Genomic DNA, 21,424 nt, shown 5'->3' on the forward strand with positions numbered 1-21,424 from the left:
TGACCCGCATCCTCGCGCTGACCAGCGTGATCTGGCACAACGACAAGACCGGCCAGCCGATCAAGCGATCCCTGATCGCCTATGACCACTAACCGCAGCCAGACCCCTTGGCATCAATCATCTAGGCGAGCTGGGCGACCGCGGTGCGTTCGGCCTCGTAGATGGCGCTCAGCCGGGAGCTGAGGCCGGCGAACAGGGGGCCCGTGTCGGCGAGGGTGGCCAGGGAGTCGTTGGCGGCGGCGCGGGCCACCCACAGCTCCTCGGCCGCCTGAGCCGCCTGGGGCCCTCCCGCGGTGCCGTCCGCCATGACGCTCTCCTTGATCGCCGCCGTCAGCTCGCGGATCCGGGCGAACTCCGGCACCTCCGACGGCAGCGCCGACTCCGCCAGCTCGTGCCACAGGGCCTGGATCTCCCTGAACCGGCCGGCCGACTCCGCCAGCGACGGCCGGTCCAGCAGGACGGCGGCCTCGTCGAGGGCGTCGGCGAACAGGTCGCGGAGGTTCCCGCCGTCGATGCCCACCGGCTCGGCCCCTTCCCAGATCGACAGCAGGGCGTCGGCCAGGGAGCGCTGGTCGGCGAACACCTTCGGCCAGGCCTTGGCGTTGCGGGTGTCGACCAGCAGCCTGGCCCATTTGCGCCAGGCGGGCAGTGAGAAGGAGTCCGAGGCGGCCGACAGGTGCGCGACACAGTCGCGCAGGCCCTCCTGGGCGGCCTCGGCCAGCGCCGCCTCGGTCAGCTTCGCCTCGCCCAGCACGTGCGTGACGTTCTTGTACGACCCCACCCGCGCCCGGGCCGCGTCGATCCGCTCACGCGGGAGACGGATCGGCGCCTGCCCGCGATCGTCCAGGTAGACATCGTCCTCGTCGCGCCGGTAGGCGACCACCGGATGCCCGCCGTGCCCGTCCAGCAGCGCCGGAACCTGCCAGTAGCCCGTGTGGTAGCGGTCGGGCAGGATCACGCACGGCCGTCCCGCGTCCAGCTCGGCGGCCAGCCGGTCACTGGCGGCGCGGAGGCCGGAGGTGCGGTGCTCCTCGTACGGGACGCCGAGCCGGGTGAGCGTCTTGGCCATCCAGCGGTCGTGATACTGCCACTGGTTGCGGAAGCCCAGGACGACGTGGCGGGACTGGTCGTGCTGGAACTCCCACAGGATGTAGCCGGCGCCGATCCCGCCGCCCGCCAGGAACACGAGCGGCTCGCTGACGGCCGCGCCCTGGTTGACCAGGACGGAGGTGATCGCTGCGGTGGACGGGTGGCGGCCGCCGGTGAAGCGCCAGCCGCCGTCGGAGGCGGCCCCGGCGTTGCCCGCGACATGGAGGCGGGCGGTGGTGTAGCTTTCCCCCGTCTTGGCCATGCGGGCCCGGACGCGGGCCTTGAGCTGCTTCTTGCTGGTCATGTAGGGCTCTTCCCGCAGCCATCGCCAGGGCCCGGCCCACGCCCGCGGCCCGTGGCGGCCGCGATAGAGCGTCGACCGTTGGAAGCGCGGCTCCCGAGGCGCGTGATGTCCCCTTTGCCCCCACGACCGGCGGGTCGCGTGGGGACCCGCGCCGGAGGTTCGGCGGGAGAGCACCGCCGTGTCTCCGGACAGTAGTACAGAATCGGCCGGCACTCCAGTGACGTTCCGCGGCCATGGCCCGAGCCGGCATCTACAGGCGGGTGAGGATGCGCTCTCGCTGGAACCGTCCGACGACCGTGCGGAAGATCGCGACGTCGATCGCGAGGAGCGCGACGGCGACGATGCCCGCGATCAGGGTGTCGAACAGCATGAGTCCGGTCGCCTGGCCGAGGATCAGGGCGATGACGGGCAGGACGATGAGGACCACCGTCCCCTGCGCGCCCTGCATGGTGGTGGAGCGACCGGAGATCGCCACGATGAGGCAGGTCGCCAGGAACGCCACGAGCGGCACCAGCGCCAGGACGCTGATGGCCCAGGTCCAGGTGGGGAAGAAAAGGCCGCCCATCAGCGACGCCCCGAGCGTGTTGACCAGGACGGTGTAGACCAGGAAGGACGTCCAGGTGAGCAGCACGGCGGGGATCACGGAGGCGAACACCTTGCCCAGCACGAGCTCGCGGTCGGTGAGCGGCGTGTAGAGGAGTCCCTCGATGGTGCCGCGTTCCTTCTCGCCGACGAAGCTGGAGCTGGCGGTGAGGCTGGCCACGATCACCGGGATCAGCAGGAAGAGCGGGGCCATGAAGTAGACGATGACCGCGTACACCATGAGCTGCTCGGAGGAGTATCCGGCCGGCAGGGCCTGCACGGGCAGGTTGTCGAGGAAGCCCTGCAGCCCGGCGACCGTCGTCGTCAGGGCGGCGGAGTTGTTCCCCAGCAGGAGCACGGCGCTCGGGATGATGACGACGAGCACCAGCGGCAGGATGACGAGTGACGCGATGACCTGCGTGTTGCGGGCGAGTTCGCGCCAGTCCTTGCGCATCAGGGCTCGGACCCGGTGGCGGTCGATCATGCTGCGCTTCCGTCGTTGATGGTGGCGAAGTAGAGGTCCTGGATCGTGGGCCGGCGGGGGATGACGGCCCGGACCTGGATGCGGCTGTGCACCAGCGCGGCGACTCCCGACGAGATCGTCTCCTCCTTCCTCAGGGCGAAGCTCAGCCGGCCCTCGACGGTCGAGAACTCCACCGCTCTGCCCAGGGCGGAGGCGATGACGTCGCGGGCCGAGGCGGGATCACCGTCGACTTCGAGGAGGTAACGCTGTTCCGGCCAGCGCTGATGGAGGAGGGTCCGCACCTCGCCGGTCACGACGAGGCGGCCGCTCTTGAGAATGCCGACGTCGTCGCAGAGCGTTTCGAGGCCGTGGAGCTGGTGGGTGCAGATGACGACCGTGGTGCGCAGGGTCTTGATCATGTCCTTGACGTGGTCGATCAGTTCGATCGACGCCTCGGGGTCGAGTCCGGCGGTTGGTTCGTCGAGGAAGAGGAGATCGGGCTCGTGCAGCACCGCCCGGCCGACCGACAGTTTCTGCCGCATGCCCTTGCTCAGCTCTCCGGCCGGCGAGCCGACGCGGTCGGCCAGGCCGAGCAATTCGAGTATTTCCCCGATCCGTCGCTCGATGACGCGCGGGGCGAGCCCGTACAGCTCACCCCAGGTCCGCAGGTTGTCGCGGACGCTGAGATTCTCGTAGAGGCGGGTGTCCGTCTGGACGCCCACCCTGGCCCGCAGCGCGTCCGCGTTGGAGCGGCCGAGCGTCTGGCCGAACAGCGTCACCGAACCGCGGGTCGGGGTGAGCAGGCCGGTCAGCAGTCGTACGGTGGTGGTCTTGCCGGTTCCGTTCGGCCCGAGGAGCCCGAAGGCCCGGCCGGCGCGTACCTCGAACGAGAGATCTGAGACGGCCTCGCGACTGCCGAAGTGCTTGGTCAGGCCCGTGGCCGCCAGCGTCTGGTCAGGGCTGTTCATGATGGTTCACCGTTTCGTGGAGTCAGCGCTTTCTCTCTTTTTCAGCCCGTTGATGAGGCTCGCGGCAGTGTCCGGGTCGGGGACCGTGACCACGAACGTCCGGCCGGACTGCAGGGTGACCGCCAGGGCCGGCCCGCCGGCCGTGATGATGCCGTGGCGCCGGCGCAGGCCGAGCCGCAGGCCCCAGCCGCCGAAGTCCGCCCAGGGCCGGACCCCGAGCACCTCGGCGTGGTGGATGCTGTCGAGCGAGTACGTGAACGACGGTCGCGCGATCAGCGGCCGCGCCTGGATGCCGGTCGAGTCGATCACCACGCGCCACGGCCCGAGCAGCACGACCGCGACAGCCAGGACGACGAACCCGCGGCCCGCTTCGGCCGCCGTGTGCACCGTCCATGCCTGCCAGGCGATCAGTGGAACGGCCGCCCATAGGACGTGCGCGCGGCGGGTCGACGATGTCCAGAGGACTCGTTGCGACGCCGTCAGCGGCAGTGCCCGCCTCTGCGGGGAGTCAGCGGCGGTGCCTGCGGTGCCTGTGGTGCCTGTGGAACGCCTTGGCACGAGCAGCACGCCCGCCAGGGCGATGCCGGAGCCGATCGCCGCTGCCGCCGCGACGAGCCATGGCGGCAGCGCCGAGCCGACCTGTGCCCACGTCGCACCGTAGGCCGTCCAGAGGAAGAACACCGCGGTCAGCGGCCCCCACAAGGTGCGCAGCCGTATCTGCCCGATGGTGGTGTCCGCATCCAGGAGGAGTTGCGTGGCGGCGTGGCTCATCCACGCGCCGATGACGGCGGTGGCGACCGGCGGCCCGAGGACGAGTAGCCACGAGGGCCGGTTCTCCTCCGTCCAGCCCCAGGACATCAGGTGAACCGCCGACGGCTCGGCGCCGTGCGGGAGCACGGTCACCGTGCAGAGCGAGGCCAGCAGGACGAGAGTGCTCGGGACGACGACCCCGGCGGCCGTGATCCGGCCCGCGGCCGGGTCGTCCCAGGATGCCCGCCGACGCTTCAGGCCGGTTCGGGGCACCCTCATCCGTACGACTCCTTGACGAGACGGGACAGCGTCTCCGCCGAGATGCCCAGCTCACGCGCCTCGCTGATGAGCCGTCCCACGGTGGCCGACAACTGACTCAGCCGCTCTGCCTGGGCGGTGACCGTCGCCCCGCGCCCTCGCCTCAGCTCGATCAGCCCTTCGTCGCGCAGCCGCTGGTAGGCGTGCAGCACCGTGTTGCGGTTCACGTCGAGGGACGCACACAGCTCTCTGGCCGTCGGCATCCGTTCCCCGCTCCGGATCGAGCCATCCACGATCCCGGAACGGACCGCGGCGGCGATCTGCTCGAACAACGGCGTGCCGTCCGCGTGATCGATGGCAATCAACATCAGCGATCTGGACCTCCTCGAGCCACCTTCAAATATCCCAATAGTCCTATCACAACTAGGACTATGTTCGAAGGGTGGATGCCGGTGGCTGGCGAGGCCTCCGTGTCTGGAGTACGGGCGGCATGCCCGTCGCAGCAACGCCTTACCGGGGGCAGACCAAGTACGGGAGAAGGGACAGTCGTGCCCACCGGGAGTGTCCAAAGGGTGGCGGGCGACGCTCTCGGGGCGCAGTCTTGTGTCGTGCGGTTATGGCGGGCGGGCCGGGCGCGGCGGATCCTGCTGGTGCTCGCGGTGGTTCTGCTGGCGGTGGGGCTGGCCGGGTTTCTCGCCGACGCGTTGGGCTTGCCCGATGATGTGCTGGCGCTGCTGGATCAGCGCGCCAGCGTGATCAGCATGGTTATCGGGCTCGTCGGCTTGATCGTGCAGGTCCGCTCGTCCCGCCGCTCGCCGGAGCCGCCGTCGTCCCCACGGGTGGTGGGATTGCCCCGGCCGCCCGCGCGGCGATTCGTCGGCCGGGAGCGCGCTCTGAGGCAGCTCACGGCTGCGCCGGAAGGCGGTGCGGGGGTGGTGAGTCAGGCGATCTGCGGGCTGGGCGGCATTGGTAAGAGCGAACTCGCCCTGCAGTACGCCCACGCACACCGTGACGACTACGAGCTGATCTGGTGGATCACTGCGGAGAACCCCGGGCAGGTCAGGAGCGGGCTGGCCGATCTGGGACGGGCATTGGCCGCCGCTACGGCCTGCCGCGGCCAGAACGGACCGGCTCCGATGCCGCCGCTGGCGGACCAGGACGCGCACGCGTACGCGTTGGCCTGGCTGGCCGGGCGCGGAGATTGGCTGCTGGTGTTCGACAACGTGGAGGATCCCTACGAACTCGACCCCTATCTGGGGCGGCTGGAACGGGGACACGTGTTGATCACCTCTCGGCGGGCGATCGGCTGGGAGGCGATCGGCAGCCTGATCTCGCTTCCCGTCCTGTCAGCGCGGGAGGCCATGGCGTTGCTGGCCGGCCGGATCGGCTCTGCAGGGCCTGATGTGGCGCACCTGCATAGCCTGGCCGACGAGCTGGGGTTTTTGCCGTTGGCCTTGGTACAGGCCGGTGGCTACATCGCCAGTACGCCCGGCATGAGTGTGGCCGAATACCGGCGTCTGCTGGCCGCGGCGCCTGGCCGCATGCACGCCGCGTCACCGGCTGGGGAGAGCGACGATGACCGCCGGGCGATCGCCAAGGTCTGGCAGGTCACGCGGGACGACCTGGCCGCACGCGACCCGCTGACAGTCGACCTGCTGCGCCTGCTGGCCTGTTTCGCCCCCGACGACCTACCGACGAACGTGCTCGGCGAGTCGGTGGACGTTGCCGAAGCCGTCGCCTTGCTGGCCTCGTACAGCATGATCACTCTCACCCGGCCGGAACCGGCCCGGCCCGGTGAAGCGCCCGAGCAACCGCTGGTCAGCATGCATCGCCTGGTCCAGGCCGTCATCAGGGCCGAGCTCGATGGCGCGCAACGCCGACTGCTGCGCGAACGCGCTGCCCGACTGCTGGATGCCGCCCTACCGGCCGACCCGGAACGCATCGCCTCCTGGCCGCGCTGTGCCCAGCTCCTGCCGCACATCCGCACCCTCCTGGCCCCCGACTCCGCTGGGACAGCCAAAGCGATCCAGTACCTGGTCGCCAGCGGCGACCCGCGTACTGCCCACGCCTGGCAACTCGACCGGCACGCTGCCCTCCACACCACCCGCGGCCCTGACCACCCGGATACCCTCGCCGCCCGGCACGACCTCGCCCGCTACCGAGGCAAGGCGGGCGATGCCGTAGCGGCCCGCGACGAACTCGCTGCGCTCCTGCCCGTCCAGGAACGTGTCCAAGGCCCAGGACATCCCCAGGTCCTGGCCACCCGGCATGCCCTCACTCTCTGGATGGGGAAGGCCGGCGACCCGGCGGCGGCTCGTGCTGGCGCGGCCGCGCTCTTGCCCATCCGCGAGCGTGTGCTGGGAGCCGAACACTCCGACACCCTCACCACCCGGCATGACCTCGCCTACTGGACGGGGCAGGCCGGCGATCCGCGATCAGCGCGTGATCAACTTCTGGCGCTGCTGCCCGTCAGCGAGCGCGTCCTTGGGCCTGAGCACCCACACGTGCTAGGGAGCAGGCACGTGCTCGCTGTTCTGCTCGGAGTGCTGGGAGACGCGGTGGCGGCTCGCGAGCAGTTCGCGGCACTGGCCCGCATCCGTGAGCGCGTGCAGGGGCCCGAGCACCCGGTCACGTTGAACGCGCGGCATGAGCTTGCCCGCTGGGCGGGGGAGGCCGGAGATGCGAACTCGGCGCGGAACCAATTCGCGGCGCTGCTGCCGGTGCGGGAACGTGTCCAGGGGCCCGACCACCCCGACACTCTGGTCGCTCGTGACGCGTTGGCGTACTGGGAACGGCAGGCCGGCCTGGGCGATTCTCCGCTGACTGAGACCGAGCGCGTTCCCTTCCGGCAATGGCGGAGACGGGCAGGAAGGTGAATATGCCGGAGATCAGTACGCGCCGCCCTCCTCGTGGCTGGAACCCCGCCGAGCACGGCTAAGGCGGGCCTTCCAAGAGGGACAGAGTCTGGATCTCCGAACCGGCGTCCCGGCACACGACGACGTCGCGGCCGGCCCGTTGTGGCCGGCGGAACGGCGGATCCGGGCGGAGGTCATTGCCGCCCTCTTGCTGAGCAGTCCCAAAGCGCCGCGGGCTCACTGCGGCCCACCTGCGTCCGCGTGACGGGCCGGCTTGTCGGCCGAAGCGCTGCGGACGCGTGACGCCCATGTCAAAAGGAACATGTGGATCCAGGGCAGCCACATCGATCTGGATCGGACCAGGGTCGGCGGGGTTTGGCTGCGGCGGGCCACCATCGGGTACCTGTGCGCCGCGTCCTCCACCGTGATCGGGCGTATTGACCTGCAAGGCAGTACGATCACCGGCGAACTCGATCTGATGGGAACGCTGGTACGGCCACCGTCCCCGGACGAAGTGATGATCGACCTGTCCGATGCCCAGGTGGGCAAGACCGTCCTCACTCCCGCTACGGACAGCATGGGCTTGGTATCGCTACATGCCCGGATCGGGACATTGCAGGACCTGTCGGAGGCCGGGCTGACACGGAACTCGACGGCGCCGACCGTCCTGCTCACGCTCGGCACGCTTTACTTCTCCGCACTCCGGTGTGGCACCACCGCATTAGGGACCGAAGGCATCTGCCCCTTGAAGCCCGGTGAACATCCAACCTGGGATCCCTTCCTCTACGCGCTGGACCTGCTCATTCCGCCCGCTCGTGAGTCTGGGACATGACACCGCTTGGGACCCTGTCGGCCCGGCGAAGCTCGTCTGTGATGGCCACTGCCAGCGTACGCGGCGGGCTCAAGATGATCTCCAGTACGCGTTCGATCTGGTCGACGGCGCTCATGCCGCCCGCCGGGCGGCGTTCAGGTGCCCTTGGGGCGGCGAAAGACGGACATAGGCTGGTCATGGGAAGCCGGGTTATTCCATGAACCGACCGACGAGGGGTGCAGGACATGGCCGACGCGACACCGGACCAACCCGACGGGACTTTCCGGCCGGAGAAGCATTTCCGCCGCAGCCGCGGTCGCAACGTGGGCGACGCGATCATCAGCGTATTCGTGCGTGCGGGCCTGGTGCCCAGCTCGTACATACTGACCACCAAGGGCCGCAAGACCGGCCGTCTGCGCACCAACCCGGTGACCGTCGTCGAGGAGGACGGCAAGCGCTGGCTGGTTGCCCCGTACGGCGTCGTGTCGTGGGTGCACAATGCCCGCGCCGCCGGCAAGGTCACGCTGCGCCGCCGGTTCGACGTGCGTGCTTACGCCGTACGAGAGGTCACAGCCCAGGAGGCCGGCCCCGTGCTCAAGCGCTACGTTCGCATCGCCACCGCCACGCGGCCGTACTTCCAGGCCACCAAGGACTCTCCGGTGGAAGACTTCATCGCCGAGGCGGATCGGCATCCGGTGTTCGAGATCACACCGGTCGCTGCAAAGCGCCTCGGAGACAACGGCTGAGTGCGCTTCCCCTTGCGGGAGAGTCCTGCCGAGACGATCACTGTGTTCCTGGGGGCGCAGGACCGGACACGCGCGAGCGGTCTGAGTTCCAGGATGGTGGCACCGATAGCCGCGAGGATCGTGGTGGTCATGTCCCAACGGTCCGGCCGCCCAGCGGGCTCATCGTGATCGGGTGGGCGCTGCCCACGAGCCTGATGCGGTCCAGTCTTGAAATCAGCTCACGGTGGCGGCAGGCGTTCCAGGATCCGGGCGACATGGGCTTTCGTGCTGTTGCCGACCTTCAGCACGAGGTTGCTCACCCGGACCCACATGATGTCCTTCTTGAGGGACGCCTCATCCCCGAGGCCCTTCACGGGCTTGAACGGCTTGCTTCCGTAATGGGCCATCATCTCCTTGGCCACGGCGATCCCGCTCTTGCCCCGCCATGGCGGGGCGAGCCGTACCTGGACGATCACATCGCCGTCGTCGCACACGGTCGGCAACATGGGGACGCCGTCCCCGAGCAGGGCGCACGCGTAGGGCGGCGCGCCGAACCGCCCGTCCGAGGGGTTGACCGCGGGCGCGGGCCGATCCATGGCCTGCGCCACCCACAGCGCCGCCTTCCGCACGTTGTCGCGTTGCCGTGGGTCGACCTTCAGGGCCTCGTCCTGTACCTCTCTGCCGTACTGGATGGTGATCACCGCGTTGCTGAGCCGGTAGATCAGGAGCGTGAACCTTGACGTCTCAAGAGGGACCGCCTCATCACGCACCCCCGAACCAACGGATGCCTTCCCCCTGACAAAAACCTCTCTGCCGCGAGGCGGGATTCGGTCTGCTCCTTCAGATACGTGCCCGCCGCCGCGACGCCGGTGGCCAGGTGGACGACGAGCGTGAGCTTGTACTGGGAGTTCGCCGGCGCTTCGTACGGCGGTCGAGGTGATCGACCTCGTGGGCCTCATCGCCCACGCCCTGCACCGCACGCGCCGCCGTCGTGGTCGCGCCGAGCCCCCTGTCGCCGGTCATCCCGATGCCGGGCTCCTGCCAGATGGTCAGCCGGGACGGGCGGAGGTCGTGGGCCAGGCGTTTCCGGTAGCGCTCGTGCGCCTGCGCGGAGGTGCGATCCCACGGCTCCGCGTCGTCACCGATGGCGTGGAACTCGATCAGTTCCTTGGTGGTGTAGTAGCCCAGCGGCTCACCGTCCACACTGACCGATTCAACCGTCAGGCCCACACCTCGGCTCGTCCAGGCGCAGTCGAGCCCGTCATGCCGCTCGCAGGCGACAACATTCACGTGCTGAAGATCCCGCCGCGGGCGCCTCGCGCAAACGCATTCGCCCTATGACTTCGACGTGAACCCGCTGCCGACGGCCGGATCGAGCGCCGCGAAGTTCTCGGCGGGCTGATCAACGAGTACCAGCGAGCCGGCTGACCGAAGAGGTGCCGTTGTACAGGGCCTTGGCTTAGTTCTGACACCCCTCAGGATTAAAAGCTTGATTCCGAAGGACCTCGCATGTGTGGCCGGTGGCTTGCTGGATCCGCTGGATGTGTCGTGGATCTGGATCGACGACGACACTGTGACATGCAGCCCGCAGGAGGGGTATGTCGGACGGGCTGTCGGAGTAGGCGTAGGCGACCGGGAGGCTGAATCCGGCATCCCGGAGTCTGTCTACTTTCGTCTCCGCGAAGCAGTGTTGATCCGGGACGTGTCCGCCGATGCGTTTTCGGAGCGTGGACGCCAGGACGTGCACCCCTGTGAGTCCGATCTGGCGGCAGAGAGCTTCGGCCAGTGGGCGTGGCGTGCCGGTGGCCACGATGACCGTGTCGCCGTCGTCCAGATGCTTCGATAGCCGGTTGAGGGTCGTGCTCATCAGGTTTCCGCTGTCGGGGCCCGCATGGAGTGCGGCGAATTCCTCGGCGGCCGTGGTGAGGTCGTCCTCTGAAAGCCCGAAGGTCCCTATCCAGAGTTGCATGGTGTGGCCCGCCATGTGGGTCGGTCGCAGCGCCATGAGGGCGTTGAAGATGGGGCTCGTCAGGAACGCGACCACATGGCGGGCTCGGCCGCGGTGTAGCAGCCATTTGTTGAACTGGCGGAGGGAGTCGCCGCGGACAAGTGTGCCGTCGAGGTCAAAGACGGCCACGCCAGTCGATGCCATCCGTCGCCTCCACGACCCTTTGTACGTCAGTCCTTCTGCCGTTTGTAGTGGCCGCTGCGTCCTCCGGCCTTCTCCTCCAGCCGGATGGCGTCGATCCGCATTCCTTTGTCGATGGCCTTGCACGTGTCGTAAATGGTCAGTGCGGCAGCGGAGACCGCGGTGAGCGCTTCCATCTCCACGCCGGTCCGAGCCGTCACTGTGGTGCGTGCGGTTATGGATATCCGATCTGGCGGCAGGGCTTCCAGGGTGACGGTGACGCCGTCGAGTCCGACTGGGTGACAGAGGGGGATGAGGTCGGGGGTGCGCTTCGCGGCCATGATGCCGGCCAGCCGAGCTATGGCGAACACGTCGCCTTTCGGGATGTTGCCGGTGATGATGGCGTTGAGGGTCTCCGGTTTCATCACCACTTCACCCGATGCGACGGCCTCGCGTCGCGTGACGGCCTTCTCCGTGACGTTGACCATACGGGCGTTCCCCGCGGAGTCGAGGTGGTTGAGTGATTCGCTTAGATCGACTTCTGCCGACATTCAAGACTCCTTAATTCAGATTCTTCGAGACTCAGCCGCCGCGGGTGTGCATCTCAAGACGCGGATCCTTCTTGAGCCGATCAAGGCCGACGAACACTGATCGCTCGTTCTCGTTGAGGCGGTTCACGGCACCCTGGTCACGGCGGCGACTCCAGATTGTCGCCACCAACTCCGTAAGTTCTTCGGCCGTCGCACCCTCTCGTAGCGGTTTCCTCAGGTCCGTGCCGGCCATGGCGTACAGGCACCGATACCAGGTGCCGTCCGCCGTCAAGCGGCTGCGGTCACAAGGGGCGCAGAAAGGCTCGGTGGTGGAGGAGATAATGCCGAATACGGTACCGTCGGGAAGCTCGAACTGGTCGGCGGGAGCACGGTCGAGCTTGGGTACCTCTTTGATGTTTCCGTACGTGGCGGTCAGGGACTCGAGCATCTCTGCGCGGCTGAAGACGATTTCCCGGTTCCAGTTGGTCGCGCCGCCCACGTCCATGTACTCGATGAAGCGCACCTCGGCGCCGACGTTCTTCCCGAATTCGATAAGTTGTGGCAATTCGTCGTGGTTGGTGCCACGCATCACCACGGTGTCGATCTTGGTGTGGGTGAAGCCTGCCTCGGTCGCTGCCTGGAATCCATCCAGGACGCTGGAATGAGTGGTGCGCCGAGAAAGCTTGACGAAGCGATCTGAACTCAAGGTGTCGAGGCTGATGGTGAGTCGATCGAGACCGGCAGAGTGCAAGGCGTGGGCGTGCTTTCGCAGGAGCACCCCGTTCGTCGTGAGCGCGAGGTCTTCAATGCCCGGGATGGCAGAGAGGGCCTCCACCAGCTTCGGCAGATCGGCCCGAAGCAGCGGCTCGCCACCGGTCAGCCGAACCTTGTCGACGCCCAGCCCGACGAACACCTCGACCAGACGCCGGTATTCGTCGAAATTGAGAATGTCCGACCGTGAGAGCCACTCGTATTCTTCTTCCGGCATACAATACTGGCATCTTAGATTGCATCTGTCAGTGACCGAGAGTCGCAGCTGGCCGAGTGGTCGCTGCATGGCATCCGTTATTTGAGCACGCTTAGGCAAGCAATTCCTCGCTTTCCGACCTGCCTCTATGAGGTGGCCAAGAAGTTTGCGGCAAAAGGACGCAGATAGGAGCGTGTTCGTCAGGGATCCCTGCCGCGGCAGGGTCATTAATCGCCTCCTTTACGTCCTGTTCGTCGCCATGGGGCCTTCCGGAGTGTGCACGAGGTCCGGGACATCCTCTTTGTGCTCCTTGTTGATGAGCAGGCATCCCACGGTGAAGAATGCGGCCAGCAGGAACGCCATGATGAAGAGGGCCTGGGGGGTGGCCGACACCAGCGCGGTGATCAGGAGCGCCGACCAGACCAGCACATACCCAATGTCACCGGCCATTTCCATCCAGAGCACGTAGCGCGCGCCGCGTCGCCGGGCGTGTGCGTAGTAGGTGCTCACCCAGGGGATCTGCTGGTAGCCGATGGCCGCCGTTGCCGCTCCGCCGATGAGGATGATCGCCACAGGAGTGGTGGCGGCCGCAAGTCGTGCGACGTGCAAGACCATGGTTGCCGCTGTGCCTTCAACCAGGACGCGCCGCGTGGCGCCTCGGTCTCCACGCTTGCCGGCGACCATCAACAGCATGAGGCCGATCGCCTCGGCTGCCGCGGTGAGGATGCCGATTGTGGCGAACTCGCCGATGACGACGGCGAGGTAGACCGGCCACACGAGGAAGTGGACCATGTTGTGCGCATTGAAGGAGAGGTTGGCCAGGAGATCGCGGGTCGGCGCGGGATGGCGGTCCCCGAGGCTGGGTGTGGGGAACCTGGGCAAGTGTCGAGCTGATCTTGCCGGGAACGCCGCCACAACGATGATTCCGATGGCTACATACAGGAGCGCCTGCTGTCCGACGAGGGTGATCAGGATCCCGCCCATCAGCGGGGCGGCCAGGAGGGCCAGGTGGGTAAAGGTGTTCAGCAGCGCCATGTCACGGCCGCGCCGTGCAACGTCCAGCGCCCGTGAGATGTGTATGTGCTGGGAGTTCCACAAGAAGGCGTTCATCCAGGCGAGGGCCGCCGGTGCCAGGACGATCAGCCAGTCTCCGGCACCGCTGACATACGCCTCAAGAAGAATCAGATAGAGCGCAGAGGCCAGCAGTGCAACCCCCAGGCCGAAACCCGGATGGTGTCGTTCCACGAGGACGATGCTGGGGTAGTTGATGAGGAGCTTGCATAAGGCGTAGCCGATGTAGAACAAGCAGATGTGCCACAACTCCGCGCCCCGCTCAAGCATCAGCAACGGCAAGAAGACGTTGACCAGTCCGAGGGCGAGATTCCGCAGGACCAACGCCGTGGCGAGGCCGCGTAGCGGCGCAGACAGGGCCATCAGCTACATCCAGCCGACGCAGTTCGCCGCGAACTCCGCCACGATGTGCGCGGGTGCGGTCGAGAGGTCCGCCCCTTCGGCCCAGAGTGAGGGGTCGATGTAGAAGCCCGACTGGTTGATGTAGATGTCGATGTCGGCGAGCGCGAGCATCTGGGCAAGTGGTGTGGAAACGCTGTGGTGACGAGGTGAGCCGGTGTTCCACTTCAACGGACTGAAGATGTTGTAGAGCCCGACCACGTGCGGACCGCCACCGTCTGGACGCACCGACAGGGCGGCGAGGTGCGTAAGTCCTGTGTCATTGCCGATCACCAACTCCGCTGATCCAAACAAGTCCACGCAGTCTGCCGCGTCCATTCCACAGACCACTCGCATCCGGACACCCGGCGCGATCGGCACCGGAGGCAGGTCTGGATCGTTGGTCAGCAGGGTGAAGCGCAGATCAAGCCCCGTCCGCATGAGAAGGTGGCGCGCCACTTCGGCAAATCCATCGACTCCGTAGTCCTTGCCGGTAGGGCTGCTCGTCGTGGCGACGAAGACAACGTGACCCGCATCGGGCTCGACGACATCGGATCGGTACCGCGGCACGATGTCTCCACTGCCGGGGAGGCGCACGCCAAGATCCTGCTCCATCTGGAGGTAGAGACGGAGCGGCAAGGTCGCGTGCACGTCTACGAGGTCGCCGGACGGGTCATGCCAGATCGGCATCGCCACGGTCATACGATCCGCGTAACGGGGAAAACCGACCCAGCGTGGCGGCCGCACGGGACGTACCTCGATCCTTATCGGATCTCGCCCCTTCGCGGTGACCATACAGCCCGGAGCGTCCTCCTCGACCGTCACCGGGATTTCACACCGGCGCATGAGCCGGCCGCGGGTGCCCGTGTAGGACATCGGTGGGACCTCCACACCGGCGATCTCGGCTGCCTCCCGCAATGCGCGAACGACGACCATGGACAGCAGGAAGTCACCGAGCCGGATCGGCTCGGCAGGAGGCCCGCTGGGTATCTCCGATCTGACGAGGAACTCCACCCGCCAGCCGTCCGCCAGCACCCGATCCAGCAGCTCGGAAGGACCGGTGGGCACCTCACCCAGGGCACGGCGATAGGGCAGGCGGCAGCCCACGGGGAGATCACCGCGCTGAACGCGAAGCGGCCCCCCGCGCAGGCACTGGGTGTCCCGAACGCGCCAACCGTTGAAGTTCACGTCAGGAACGCTCCCCATAGGACTTCAGGCCGCGCCAATCGGGAACCCGCCGGGAACCCGCGCGGATCTCACTCACCAGAATGTCGTACGCGTGGGCGAGTTCCTGGAGCTGTCGTGCGGCGTGTCGGCTCCGCGATCCGCCATCCTCTCGTCTCCCCAGCCGATCCGCACGGACCCAGGCAATGGACAGCCGATCCACCACGGAGCCCAGGGTCTCGGTGTGCAGCGGTGCCGACAGGTTCTGCGAAAGGCTCTTCGTCAGCCAAGCGTCCAGCTCATCGACCAACCGGCTGCGCGTCAGATTCATGGTGTCGATGTGTCGTTTGATCTTGGCGAGCACCTCATCCTCGTCGGCCGCATCCCGGGAGCGATCCTCGGCCTGCCACTGCTCGTCGTGATGCCACCTCAGCCGGCACGCAATGCCGGTCATCAACCTGTCGCCGGCATTCCCGCGATCAAAGCAGGCGAGCAGTTCAGTAGATTGCGGGATCCCATCGCCGGGCACAAGACCAGGCTGCGTGCCCGCAGAACTCGACGTTGTCAATGCCCGCGCCCCCTTTCATCGGCGGCCGCTTTCCGGGTAGATCAGAGCATTCGTACGTGTCAGGCCGTTATAGCACCGAGTCGATCACTCACGCCTCAAGATTCAAAAGATTGTGATCAATAGGCCCGGACCCTTGACTGCTGGGCGTGACAGCGTGGGTAGACGGGCTGTGCCCGTGCCTGCCAAGATCGCTGTCCGACGACACCAGTACCCCCTCCGGCAACGCCAGCAGGGCCCGACCCCTCGCGTTCCGATCAGACCTCGGGAGACCGCCATGGTGCTGCTTGCCCACATAAGTGACCTGCACGTGGGCTCATCGGACCAAAGCGCGGATCGCGTCCGCGCAATCGTGAGCTATTTGCTCGGTCTCGCACGGCCGGTCGATGCGGTCGTCGTCACCGGTGACTTGGCGGCAAAAGGGACCGACGAGGAATACGAAACACTACGGTACCTTTTGGGTCCGCTGAAATCGCTGATTCTGTGTCCAGGGAATCACGATCACAGGTCGACACTCCGTAACGCGATGGGATTCGTCAGCCCGGACAATGATGGCCCTTTCAATCAATGGCATCGCCTCGACGGTGCAGTCGTAATAACGTGCGATTCAACTATCCCCGGTCGCGACGAAGGCGAGATGTCCAGCGATACCCTGACCTGGTTGGATGCCACTCTGGATGCGGCGCGAGATGTACCGGCTCTGGTCTGCATGCATCATCCGCCTACGCCGTTGCATATTCCCAGCTTCGACGTCCTCGGCCTGCGCAACCCGGATGCTCTGGCCACCGTTGTCCAGCGGCACGATAATGTCGTTGGAATCCTCTGTGGACATGCTCATAGTGCCTCCGCCGCTCGATTTCACGGCATCCCCGTACTGGTGGCTCCAGGCGTCGAGTCCACGGCCATTCTCCCTTGGGAGTCGCACTACGACCGAATGAAAGATGAGAAGGCGCCACCCGGAATCGCTTTCCACGTTCTACGCGACGGCAAGCTCGCGACGCACTTTCGAGTGATTACATCATAGTTCGTAAAAGATAAGTCGCTAACTGTTGTGCACTATCTCGGCCTGGATCTCGGGGCAAAGGCCGGGAAACACGTGAGATGCTCTGTGAGCTGGGAAGACGGGAGTCCTCTACGCCGCCATCAGCCCGTTTCAAAGGACGCCTTGTGGGCCTTGGTGATTCGCCGCGGCCGAGGAGAGTTCGGACCGGGTGATCGGCTGGCCGGCAAAGAGCGCCCCTGATCTGGAAGCTTACGGATTGTTGAGCTCAATAACCTTCCAGAGCGAGGAGCGCTCTTCGCGCGCAGACTATCCCGGAGTGGACGCAAGGGCTGGCAGTCACGGTCGGCGGTCAAGGCGTGGTCTCTCACGTCGGTACAGCGGGCCTTCGGATGCCGAGGTCAAGTCGGCTGACGGCCGTGTTGCGGGTGAGGGCGTCAGGTGGTGCACGATGAGCACACGATGCCGCTTCCACCGCGCCAACCCCATCGACCTCGCCCGCCATCGAGTCCACCGCAGGTCCATTCTCGGCGGCCTCATCAACGAGTACCAGATCGCCAGCAGGCACCACCCGAGAACCGGCAGGTCAGCCCCTCAGGCTCGCCAGGTGGCGCAGGGACTGTTTCGGAGCCCGTTCAGTAGGGCCGGGCGGCCTCCGAAACGGTTGGCGCCCGGTCGCGAATGGAAGCCCATGCGATCCTGGATGAGCCGCTGGTGCGCGGCCCTTCGCCGTGGCCGAACAAGCGTCCGAACGGGCGTGTCCCTGAAACTATTCGTGCTGGGTACCTGCCCGCCGTGCGCGCGAGATCACCTCGATGATCACGATCGGGATCTGTCTTGACGCCTCTCGCTGGTAGCCGATGTAGCGCGGCCATATCCCGGTCATCGTCTCCCACAGGCGGAGCCGCTCGCCCTCGGCCGCCGGGCAGGCGACCGCGTCGAGCACCTCGGCCCCGATCTGCACCTTGACCTGTGGCTGAGCGAGCAGATTGTGGAACCAGAGCGGATGGTCGGCGGCACCGCCATTGGAGGCGACCACGAGGTAGCGGTCGCCGTCACGGCCGTAGATGAGGGCGGTGCGCCGGGGTAGTCCTGAACGGCGGCCGATCGTCGTGATCAGCAGCGTGGGCGCGCCGTGGAAGAGGTGACCGCGGGCGCCGCCGGACTCGGCGTAGCTCTTGACGTGCCTGGCCACCCACCCGGTCGGGCTGTCGATCGGCTCTTGGCTCATCGCGCCGCTCCACCCACGCGCCGGTCGGCCCACTCGCGTGCCTGGGCGAACCAGTGGGGCGCGGTGCGGTGGCCGTTGAGCACGTGCCCGGTGCCGGGGACCAGGACGGTCTCCAGCTTGGCGCGGGGACTGTAGAAGGGGGCCTCCTGGGCGTGCAGCGCGGCGGAGGAGGAGCGGGCTCCGGCCAGCAGCTTGTCATGCTCGCCGTTGACGATCAGTACGGGGGCTTGGATGTGCTTGTTGATCGAGGGCGGGGTGTAGGAGTCGCCGGGCGGGAAGACGTCCGTCATCTTGGTGGCCTCGTCGGCGGCGATGACCTTGGAGTCGGCGTTGGGCCGGTGGTAGAACCAGGTGGCCCGCAGGCCGGGCCGGGTGGTGAGGTAGCCGTCGTCGAGCCCGCGCCCGGCGAAGCGGGGGTCGTCGGCGGCGCGGTGGATTCCCGCGCCCATCTGCTCGAATGCGGCCTCGTTCGGCACGCTCGACTCGCCGGTCAGGATGACGCCGTCCACCTCCGCCGGATGGGCGGCGGCCACCGTGCGGGCGAGGGTCGAGCCCAGCGAGTGGCCGACCAGAACGACCTTGGCGAACCGGCCGCCGCCCAGACGGCCCTCGCGCAACTGCCGGATGAGCCGGCGGATGACGATCTGGTGGGTGTCCTGCCCGAAGCGGGTGCTCGGCGGGTAGGAGCTCGCCCCGGTGCCGAGACGGTCAATGGTCAGTGTGGCGTACCCGGCGGCGGTCATCGTCTCCACGTAGGAGGGGCGCTGCCGGTCGCCGCGCATCCGCCAGTAGGTCTGGCCGTAGAAGCCGCCGGGAATGAGCAGCTGAACGGTGGTGGCGCGGCCGCGCGGCAGGCACAGGGTGCCGGCGATGCGCTGGTCGGCGGGGCCGCCGGCGGTCATCGCCACCTTGGCGTTGACTGTCCGGCAGGTGGGGGTGGCGTGCGCCGCTACCGGGATCGAGGTTGCGGGGATCGAGGCGAGCGCTAGAAGTACCGCTGTGGTGATGCGCATAGAACTCCTTAGGGATACCCAAATTTGGTTAACCAAATTTGGGTATCGAACTATGACTGATCCACCTTCCCCCCGTCAAACCGGTCCGGGACCGGTCAGGTCGGCTCCTCGCCGCGTTCCAGCCGCCCGATCATGTCCCGGATCCACGCTGCCTCGCCCGCCGCCTGCGCCGCGCGCAGGGCGAACACCTCGGTCACCTTCCTTGAGCGCTTTCCCTCCCGGGCCGTGACCATGATCTGCGCCCGCTCGTCCTCCAGGGCGCGCACCCGTTCCTTGAGCAGCGCGATCACCTCCTGCTCGGGCAGCGCGGGTAGCAGCACAAGGGCTGCGTTGAGCAGTTCCGGACGCCGATCGGGAACCCTCAGGGCGCTTCTGAGCAGCCCGAGGAACTCCGCCTCGCCCTTGTCGTTGATGGCGTAATCGACGCGGCCCGGCCATTCGTGCACCTCGCTGGTGTCCAGCAGACCTTCCTTGGCCAGCTGACGCAGCGCGTGGTAGATCGAGCCCGATCTGAGCCCTGCCCATTGCCCGGCTTCCCACGACTCCAGTTCGGCGCTCACCAGATAACCGTGTGCCTGACCGTGCAGCCGTACCGCGCCAAGGACCAGCAGTCGCGTCGCCGACATCGTCTCCCTCACTCGCCGGGCCCCGGCACCCGCCAAAGCCCTGCCGAACAGGCTAGCTGTCGTGCCCGTGGGGCCAATTCTCGGCACTACTGCCTGAGCGGCCGGTCTACCACCCAGACCACCCGCTGCGCTGCCACCGCCCGCGTATCAACGATCGGATCGTGTCCGACAAGCCCCTGTAGCTGCTGGTGATGTGCCAGTGTCTGGCCGTTGTGTTCGCCTGAAGGACCGGGCGGCAGTTGCTTATCCGGCTGTCTCCCTGACGTCGTCCGGGGCGGGGCAGCGGGGGCTGCTTGGGTCAGGGCTTGGTGGGCGCGGTGCAGGTTGTGGAACCGTTCGTACTCGCTTAGGGCGCGCCGTAGGTGGCGTTCGTTCCATTGGAGCTCGTGGACGTAGCCAGGCCGGAACGGCTCGCCCGTCGCTGCGCATCGCGCGGCTTCCACCGGGGCAGGCCGGAGTACGCCCGAAAGGGGCGGCCCTCCGTGGCCGCCCTGGTCATGGGCCCGACGTTCCGGCTCGAACGCCGATGAATAATTCGGGTGCCGCTCCGCGACAGTCCGTGTTTTCCCAGGTCGCGCCGCTTGACATCCACTCTCATGTCAACTGGCGGGACGCCTCAGGCGTATTCCGGTCGCACCCCCTGCAGGTACCCCCGAATGCTGATCTTCCGGTGTCATGTGGCCGATGGGGCCATACGATGATCCGCATGTCTGCCGAACGACTTATCCAAAGCGGCACGCTGCCGTCCGAAAGCCCCGTGAACGATCTTGCGGTGGTCGAGGTGGACGGGCGCGCATTGGTGGTCTGCACAGACCGTTGGAACGACGTATGGACCTGGGACGTGCTCCAGGACGAGTGGACCGCGCGCGCACTGGAGGATCTTAGGGAGTATGACGACGAGGGAGTGGACGAGGAGGAAGAAGAAGACGAGATCGCCCCTCACCTCTACCCCGACTTCATGTTCGTGGGTGCGGAGGTCGTCGGCGGGCGGGTGATACTGGCCACGGGCGGCCACCACCAGAGCCCGGCACTGTGGGACTTGATGAGCGGCGAGTTGCTCAGCGGTGTCATCTTGAGCCACGGCGGCGTCCATGCCCTGGACACGACCGTGCTGGACGGGCGCCTGGCCCTCGTCGCGGGCGGCTTCATTCCTGATCATTTCGAGTGGGATCCGTCGTCCCCAGAGTGGATCGACGAGCGGTGCCGGGAGCTTCCCGGGCACTCGGACGACATGGGAGACATCGCGGTCGCACGGGTCGGCGAGCGGGTGCTCGTGGCGTCGGTGTCCGGCGAGGAGGTGCTGGTGACGGACCTGGAACGCGGCGAGCGGCGGCACACGATGATCGGCGCAGGGCTGTTCCACGCCGTCGCGCTGTCGGAGACCATTGTGGCGGCGGCGAACGACGGCGGTGACCTCTGGCGCTGGAGCCTGAGCGACGCCAGACCGGTGGGGGATCCGATCAACGCGCACGAGACCGGCATCCTGGCCATGGATGCCGCGATGATCGGGGGCCGGACGCTGGGGGTGACCGGCGACGGTCACGGGACTGCGCGAATCTGGGACCTCACCCACGGCGTCCAGCTCGGCACACCCCTGGCCCGTCACAAGGGCGAAGTCACCGCGGTGACCATTATGGAGATCCGAGAACGCCCGGTCGCCCTGACCGCCGGCCAGGACGGCGTGGTCCACATGTGGGATCTTGCATTTTGAGTGCGCCACGAGTGTAGAAGGTGAGCTCGTTGTGCAGGTGACCTTGCTGGACGCGGTGCTGTGCAGGAGATGAAGGTCTGGCCCTTCGGCATCGCCTTGGGGGAGATGTCAAACGGTCAACGAGATCAGCGACCTGACGAGGAAGCTCGCCGATTGGAGAGCCCGCGCGTGTCGGCGTACAGCCTCACGTGCAGAGCCAGGTACGGCTGATCGTGCAGGCGTGTTGTGGTGGGTG

At 67.0% G+C, this 21,424-nt stretch carries 21 protein-coding genes; 5 read left to right on the forward strand and 16 right to left on the reverse strand.

Annotation, left to right across the window (positions count from 1 at the left end):
• Nucleotides 1-121 precede the first annotated feature (121 nt).
• The 5 genes from ABEA43_RS55135 to ABEA43_RS55155 form a co-directional block, all read right to left on the reverse strand.
• Nucleotides 122-1,393 (reverse strand): BtrH N-terminal domain-containing protein, encoded by a 1,272-nt coding sequence (locus ABEA43_RS55135; protein WP_345575148.1) that lies wholly within the window; start codon nucleotides 1,391-1,393, stop codon nucleotides 122-124.
• 250 nt (nucleotides 1,394-1,643) lie between these two features.
• Entirely contained in the window at nucleotides 1,644-2,459 is an 816-nt protein-coding gene (locus tag ABEA43_RS55140; protein ID WP_345575150.1) for an ABC transporter permease subunit, read from the reverse strand.
• Nucleotides 2,456-3,406, reverse strand: a complete 951-nt coding sequence (locus ABEA43_RS55145; protein WP_345575152.1) for an ABC transporter ATP-binding protein — start codon at nucleotides 3,404-3,406, stop codon at nucleotides 2,456-2,458. Before ABEA43_RS55145 ends, ABEA43_RS55140 begins: the two co-directional genes overlap by 4 nt.
• A 6-nt stretch (nucleotides 3,407-3,412) precedes the next feature.
• Nucleotides 3,413-4,435 (reverse strand): hypothetical protein, encoded by a 1,023-nt coding sequence (locus ABEA43_RS55150; RefSeq protein WP_345575154.1) that lies wholly within the window; start codon nucleotides 4,433-4,435, stop codon nucleotides 3,413-3,415.
• Nucleotides 4,432-4,782 carry a GntR family transcriptional regulator gene (locus ABEA43_RS55155; protein WP_345575156.1) on the reverse strand — a complete coding sequence of 117 codons (351 nt, stop codon included), beginning with the start codon at nucleotides 4,780-4,782 and terminating at the stop codon, nucleotides 4,432-4,434. Before ABEA43_RS55155 ends, ABEA43_RS55150 begins: the two co-directional genes overlap by 4 nt.
• Before the next feature lie 240 nt (nucleotides 4,783-5,022).
• On the opposite strand from ABEA43_RS55155, the gene ABEA43_RS55160 reads away from it, so the two are divergent.
• From ABEA43_RS55160 to ABEA43_RS55170, 3 genes are all read left to right on the forward strand, one after another.
• Entirely contained in the window at nucleotides 5,023-7,290 is a 2,268-nt protein-coding gene (locus ABEA43_RS55160; RefSeq protein ID WP_345575158.1) for a tetratricopeptide repeat protein, read from the forward strand.
• Between the two features lie 301 nt (nucleotides 7,291-7,591).
• Entirely contained in the window at nucleotides 7,592-8,101 is a 510-nt protein-coding gene (locus ABEA43_RS55165; protein WP_345575160.1) for a hypothetical protein, read from the forward strand.
• Nucleotides 8,102-8,325: 224 nt separating this feature from the next.
• The gene (locus ABEA43_RS55170) at nucleotides 8,326-8,826 is read left to right on the forward strand and encodes a nitroreductase family deazaflavin-dependent oxidoreductase (RefSeq protein ID WP_345575162.1); all 501 of its coding nucleotides are present in this window, start codon (nucleotides 8,326-8,328) and stop codon (nucleotides 8,824-8,826) included.
• A gap of 218 nt (nucleotides 8,827-9,044) precedes the next feature.
• On the opposite strand, the gene ABEA43_RS55175 is transcribed toward ABEA43_RS55170, so the two are convergent.
• The 8 genes from ABEA43_RS55175 to ABEA43_RS55210 all read right to left on the reverse strand — a co-directional run bounded on the left by ABEA43_RS55175 (nucleotide 9,045) and on the right by ABEA43_RS55210 (nucleotide 15,572).
• A complete protein-coding gene (locus ABEA43_RS55175; RefSeq protein WP_345575164.1) occupies nucleotides 9,045-9,575 on the reverse strand; it encodes a hypothetical protein in 531 nt (176 codons plus the stop codon).
• Between the two features lie 70 nt (nucleotides 9,576-9,645).
• A complete protein-coding gene (locus ABEA43_RS55180) occupies nucleotides 9,646-10,095 on the reverse strand; it encodes a hypothetical protein (RefSeq protein ID WP_345575166.1) in 450 nt (149 codons plus the stop codon).
• Nucleotides 10,096-10,264: 169 nt separating this feature from the next.
• Nucleotides 10,265-10,957, reverse strand: a complete 693-nt coding sequence (locus tag ABEA43_RS55185) for an HAD family hydrolase (protein ID WP_345575168.1) — start codon at nucleotides 10,955-10,957, stop codon at nucleotides 10,265-10,267.
• 26 nt (nucleotides 10,958-10,983) lie between these two features.
• Nucleotides 10,984-11,484 carry a cyclic pyranopterin monophosphate synthase MoaC gene (moaC, locus tag ABEA43_RS55190; protein WP_345575170.1) on the reverse strand — a complete coding sequence of 167 codons (501 nt, stop codon included), beginning with the start codon at nucleotides 11,482-11,484 and terminating at the stop codon, nucleotides 10,984-10,986.
• Nucleotides 11,485-11,515: 31 nt separating this feature from the next.
• Nucleotides 11,516-12,658 (reverse strand): GTP 3',8-cyclase MoaA, encoded by a 1,143-nt coding sequence (gene moaA, locus ABEA43_RS55195; RefSeq protein WP_345575172.1) that lies wholly within the window; start codon nucleotides 12,656-12,658, stop codon nucleotides 11,516-11,518.
• A 12-nt stretch (nucleotides 12,659-12,670) separates the two neighbouring features.
• Entirely contained in the window at nucleotides 12,671-13,864 is a 1,194-nt protein-coding gene (locus ABEA43_RS55200; RefSeq protein WP_345575174.1) for an MFS transporter, read from the reverse strand.
• Between the two features lie 3 nt (nucleotides 13,865-13,867).
• Nucleotides 13,868-15,067: a glycosyltransferase family 9 protein gene (locus ABEA43_RS55205; RefSeq protein WP_345575176.1), complete on the reverse strand. Its 1,200-nt coding sequence runs from the start codon at nucleotides 15,065-15,067 to the stop codon at nucleotides 13,868-13,870.
• 1 nt (nucleotide 15,068) lies between these two features.
• Complete coding sequence (locus ABEA43_RS55210; protein WP_345575178.1) at nucleotides 15,069-15,572, reverse strand: DUF4254 domain-containing protein; 504 nt, start codon at nucleotides 15,570-15,572, stop codon at nucleotides 15,069-15,071.
• Between the two features lie 313 nt (nucleotides 15,573-15,885).
• Here ABEA43_RS55210 and ABEA43_RS55215 point away from each other — a divergent pair, with 313 nt between their 5' ends.
• Entirely contained in the window at nucleotides 15,886-16,632 is a 747-nt protein-coding gene (locus tag ABEA43_RS55215) for a metallophosphoesterase (RefSeq protein WP_345575180.1), read from the forward strand.
• A 745-nt stretch (nucleotides 16,633-17,377) separates the two neighbouring features.
• Here ABEA43_RS55215 and ABEA43_RS55220 read toward each other — a convergent pair.
• The 3 genes from ABEA43_RS55220 to ABEA43_RS55230 form a co-directional block, all read right to left on the reverse strand.
• Nucleotides 17,378-17,839 (reverse strand): nitroreductase family deazaflavin-dependent oxidoreductase, encoded by a 462-nt coding sequence (locus ABEA43_RS55220; RefSeq protein WP_345575182.1) that lies wholly within the window; start codon nucleotides 17,837-17,839, stop codon nucleotides 17,378-17,380.
• Nucleotides 17,836-18,852, reverse strand: a complete 1,017-nt coding sequence (locus tag ABEA43_RS55225) for an alpha/beta hydrolase (protein WP_345575184.1) — start codon at nucleotides 18,850-18,852, stop codon at nucleotides 17,836-17,838. The genes ABEA43_RS55220 and ABEA43_RS55225 overlap by 4 nt, the downstream gene beginning before the upstream one ends.
• Before the next feature lie 95 nt (nucleotides 18,853-18,947).
• Nucleotides 18,948-19,478 carry a PadR family transcriptional regulator gene (locus tag ABEA43_RS55230; RefSeq protein ID WP_345575186.1) on the reverse strand — a complete coding sequence of 177 codons (531 nt, stop codon included), beginning with the start codon at nucleotides 19,476-19,478 and terminating at the stop codon, nucleotides 18,948-18,950.
• A gap of 706 nt (nucleotides 19,479-20,184) precedes the next feature.
• On the opposite strand from ABEA43_RS55230, the gene ABEA43_RS55240 reads away from it, so the two are divergent.
• Nucleotides 20,185-21,189 (forward strand): WD40 repeat domain-containing protein, encoded by a 1,005-nt coding sequence (locus tag ABEA43_RS55240; RefSeq protein WP_345575188.1) that lies wholly within the window; start codon nucleotides 20,185-20,187, stop codon nucleotides 21,187-21,189.
• Nucleotides 21,190-21,424: the final 235 nt, after the last annotated feature.

This window comes from Nonomuraea rosea (assembly GCF_039539705.1).
Classification (GTDB): domain Bacteria; phylum Actinomycetota; class Actinomycetes; order Streptosporangiales; family Streptosporangiaceae; genus Nonomuraea; species Nonomuraea rosea.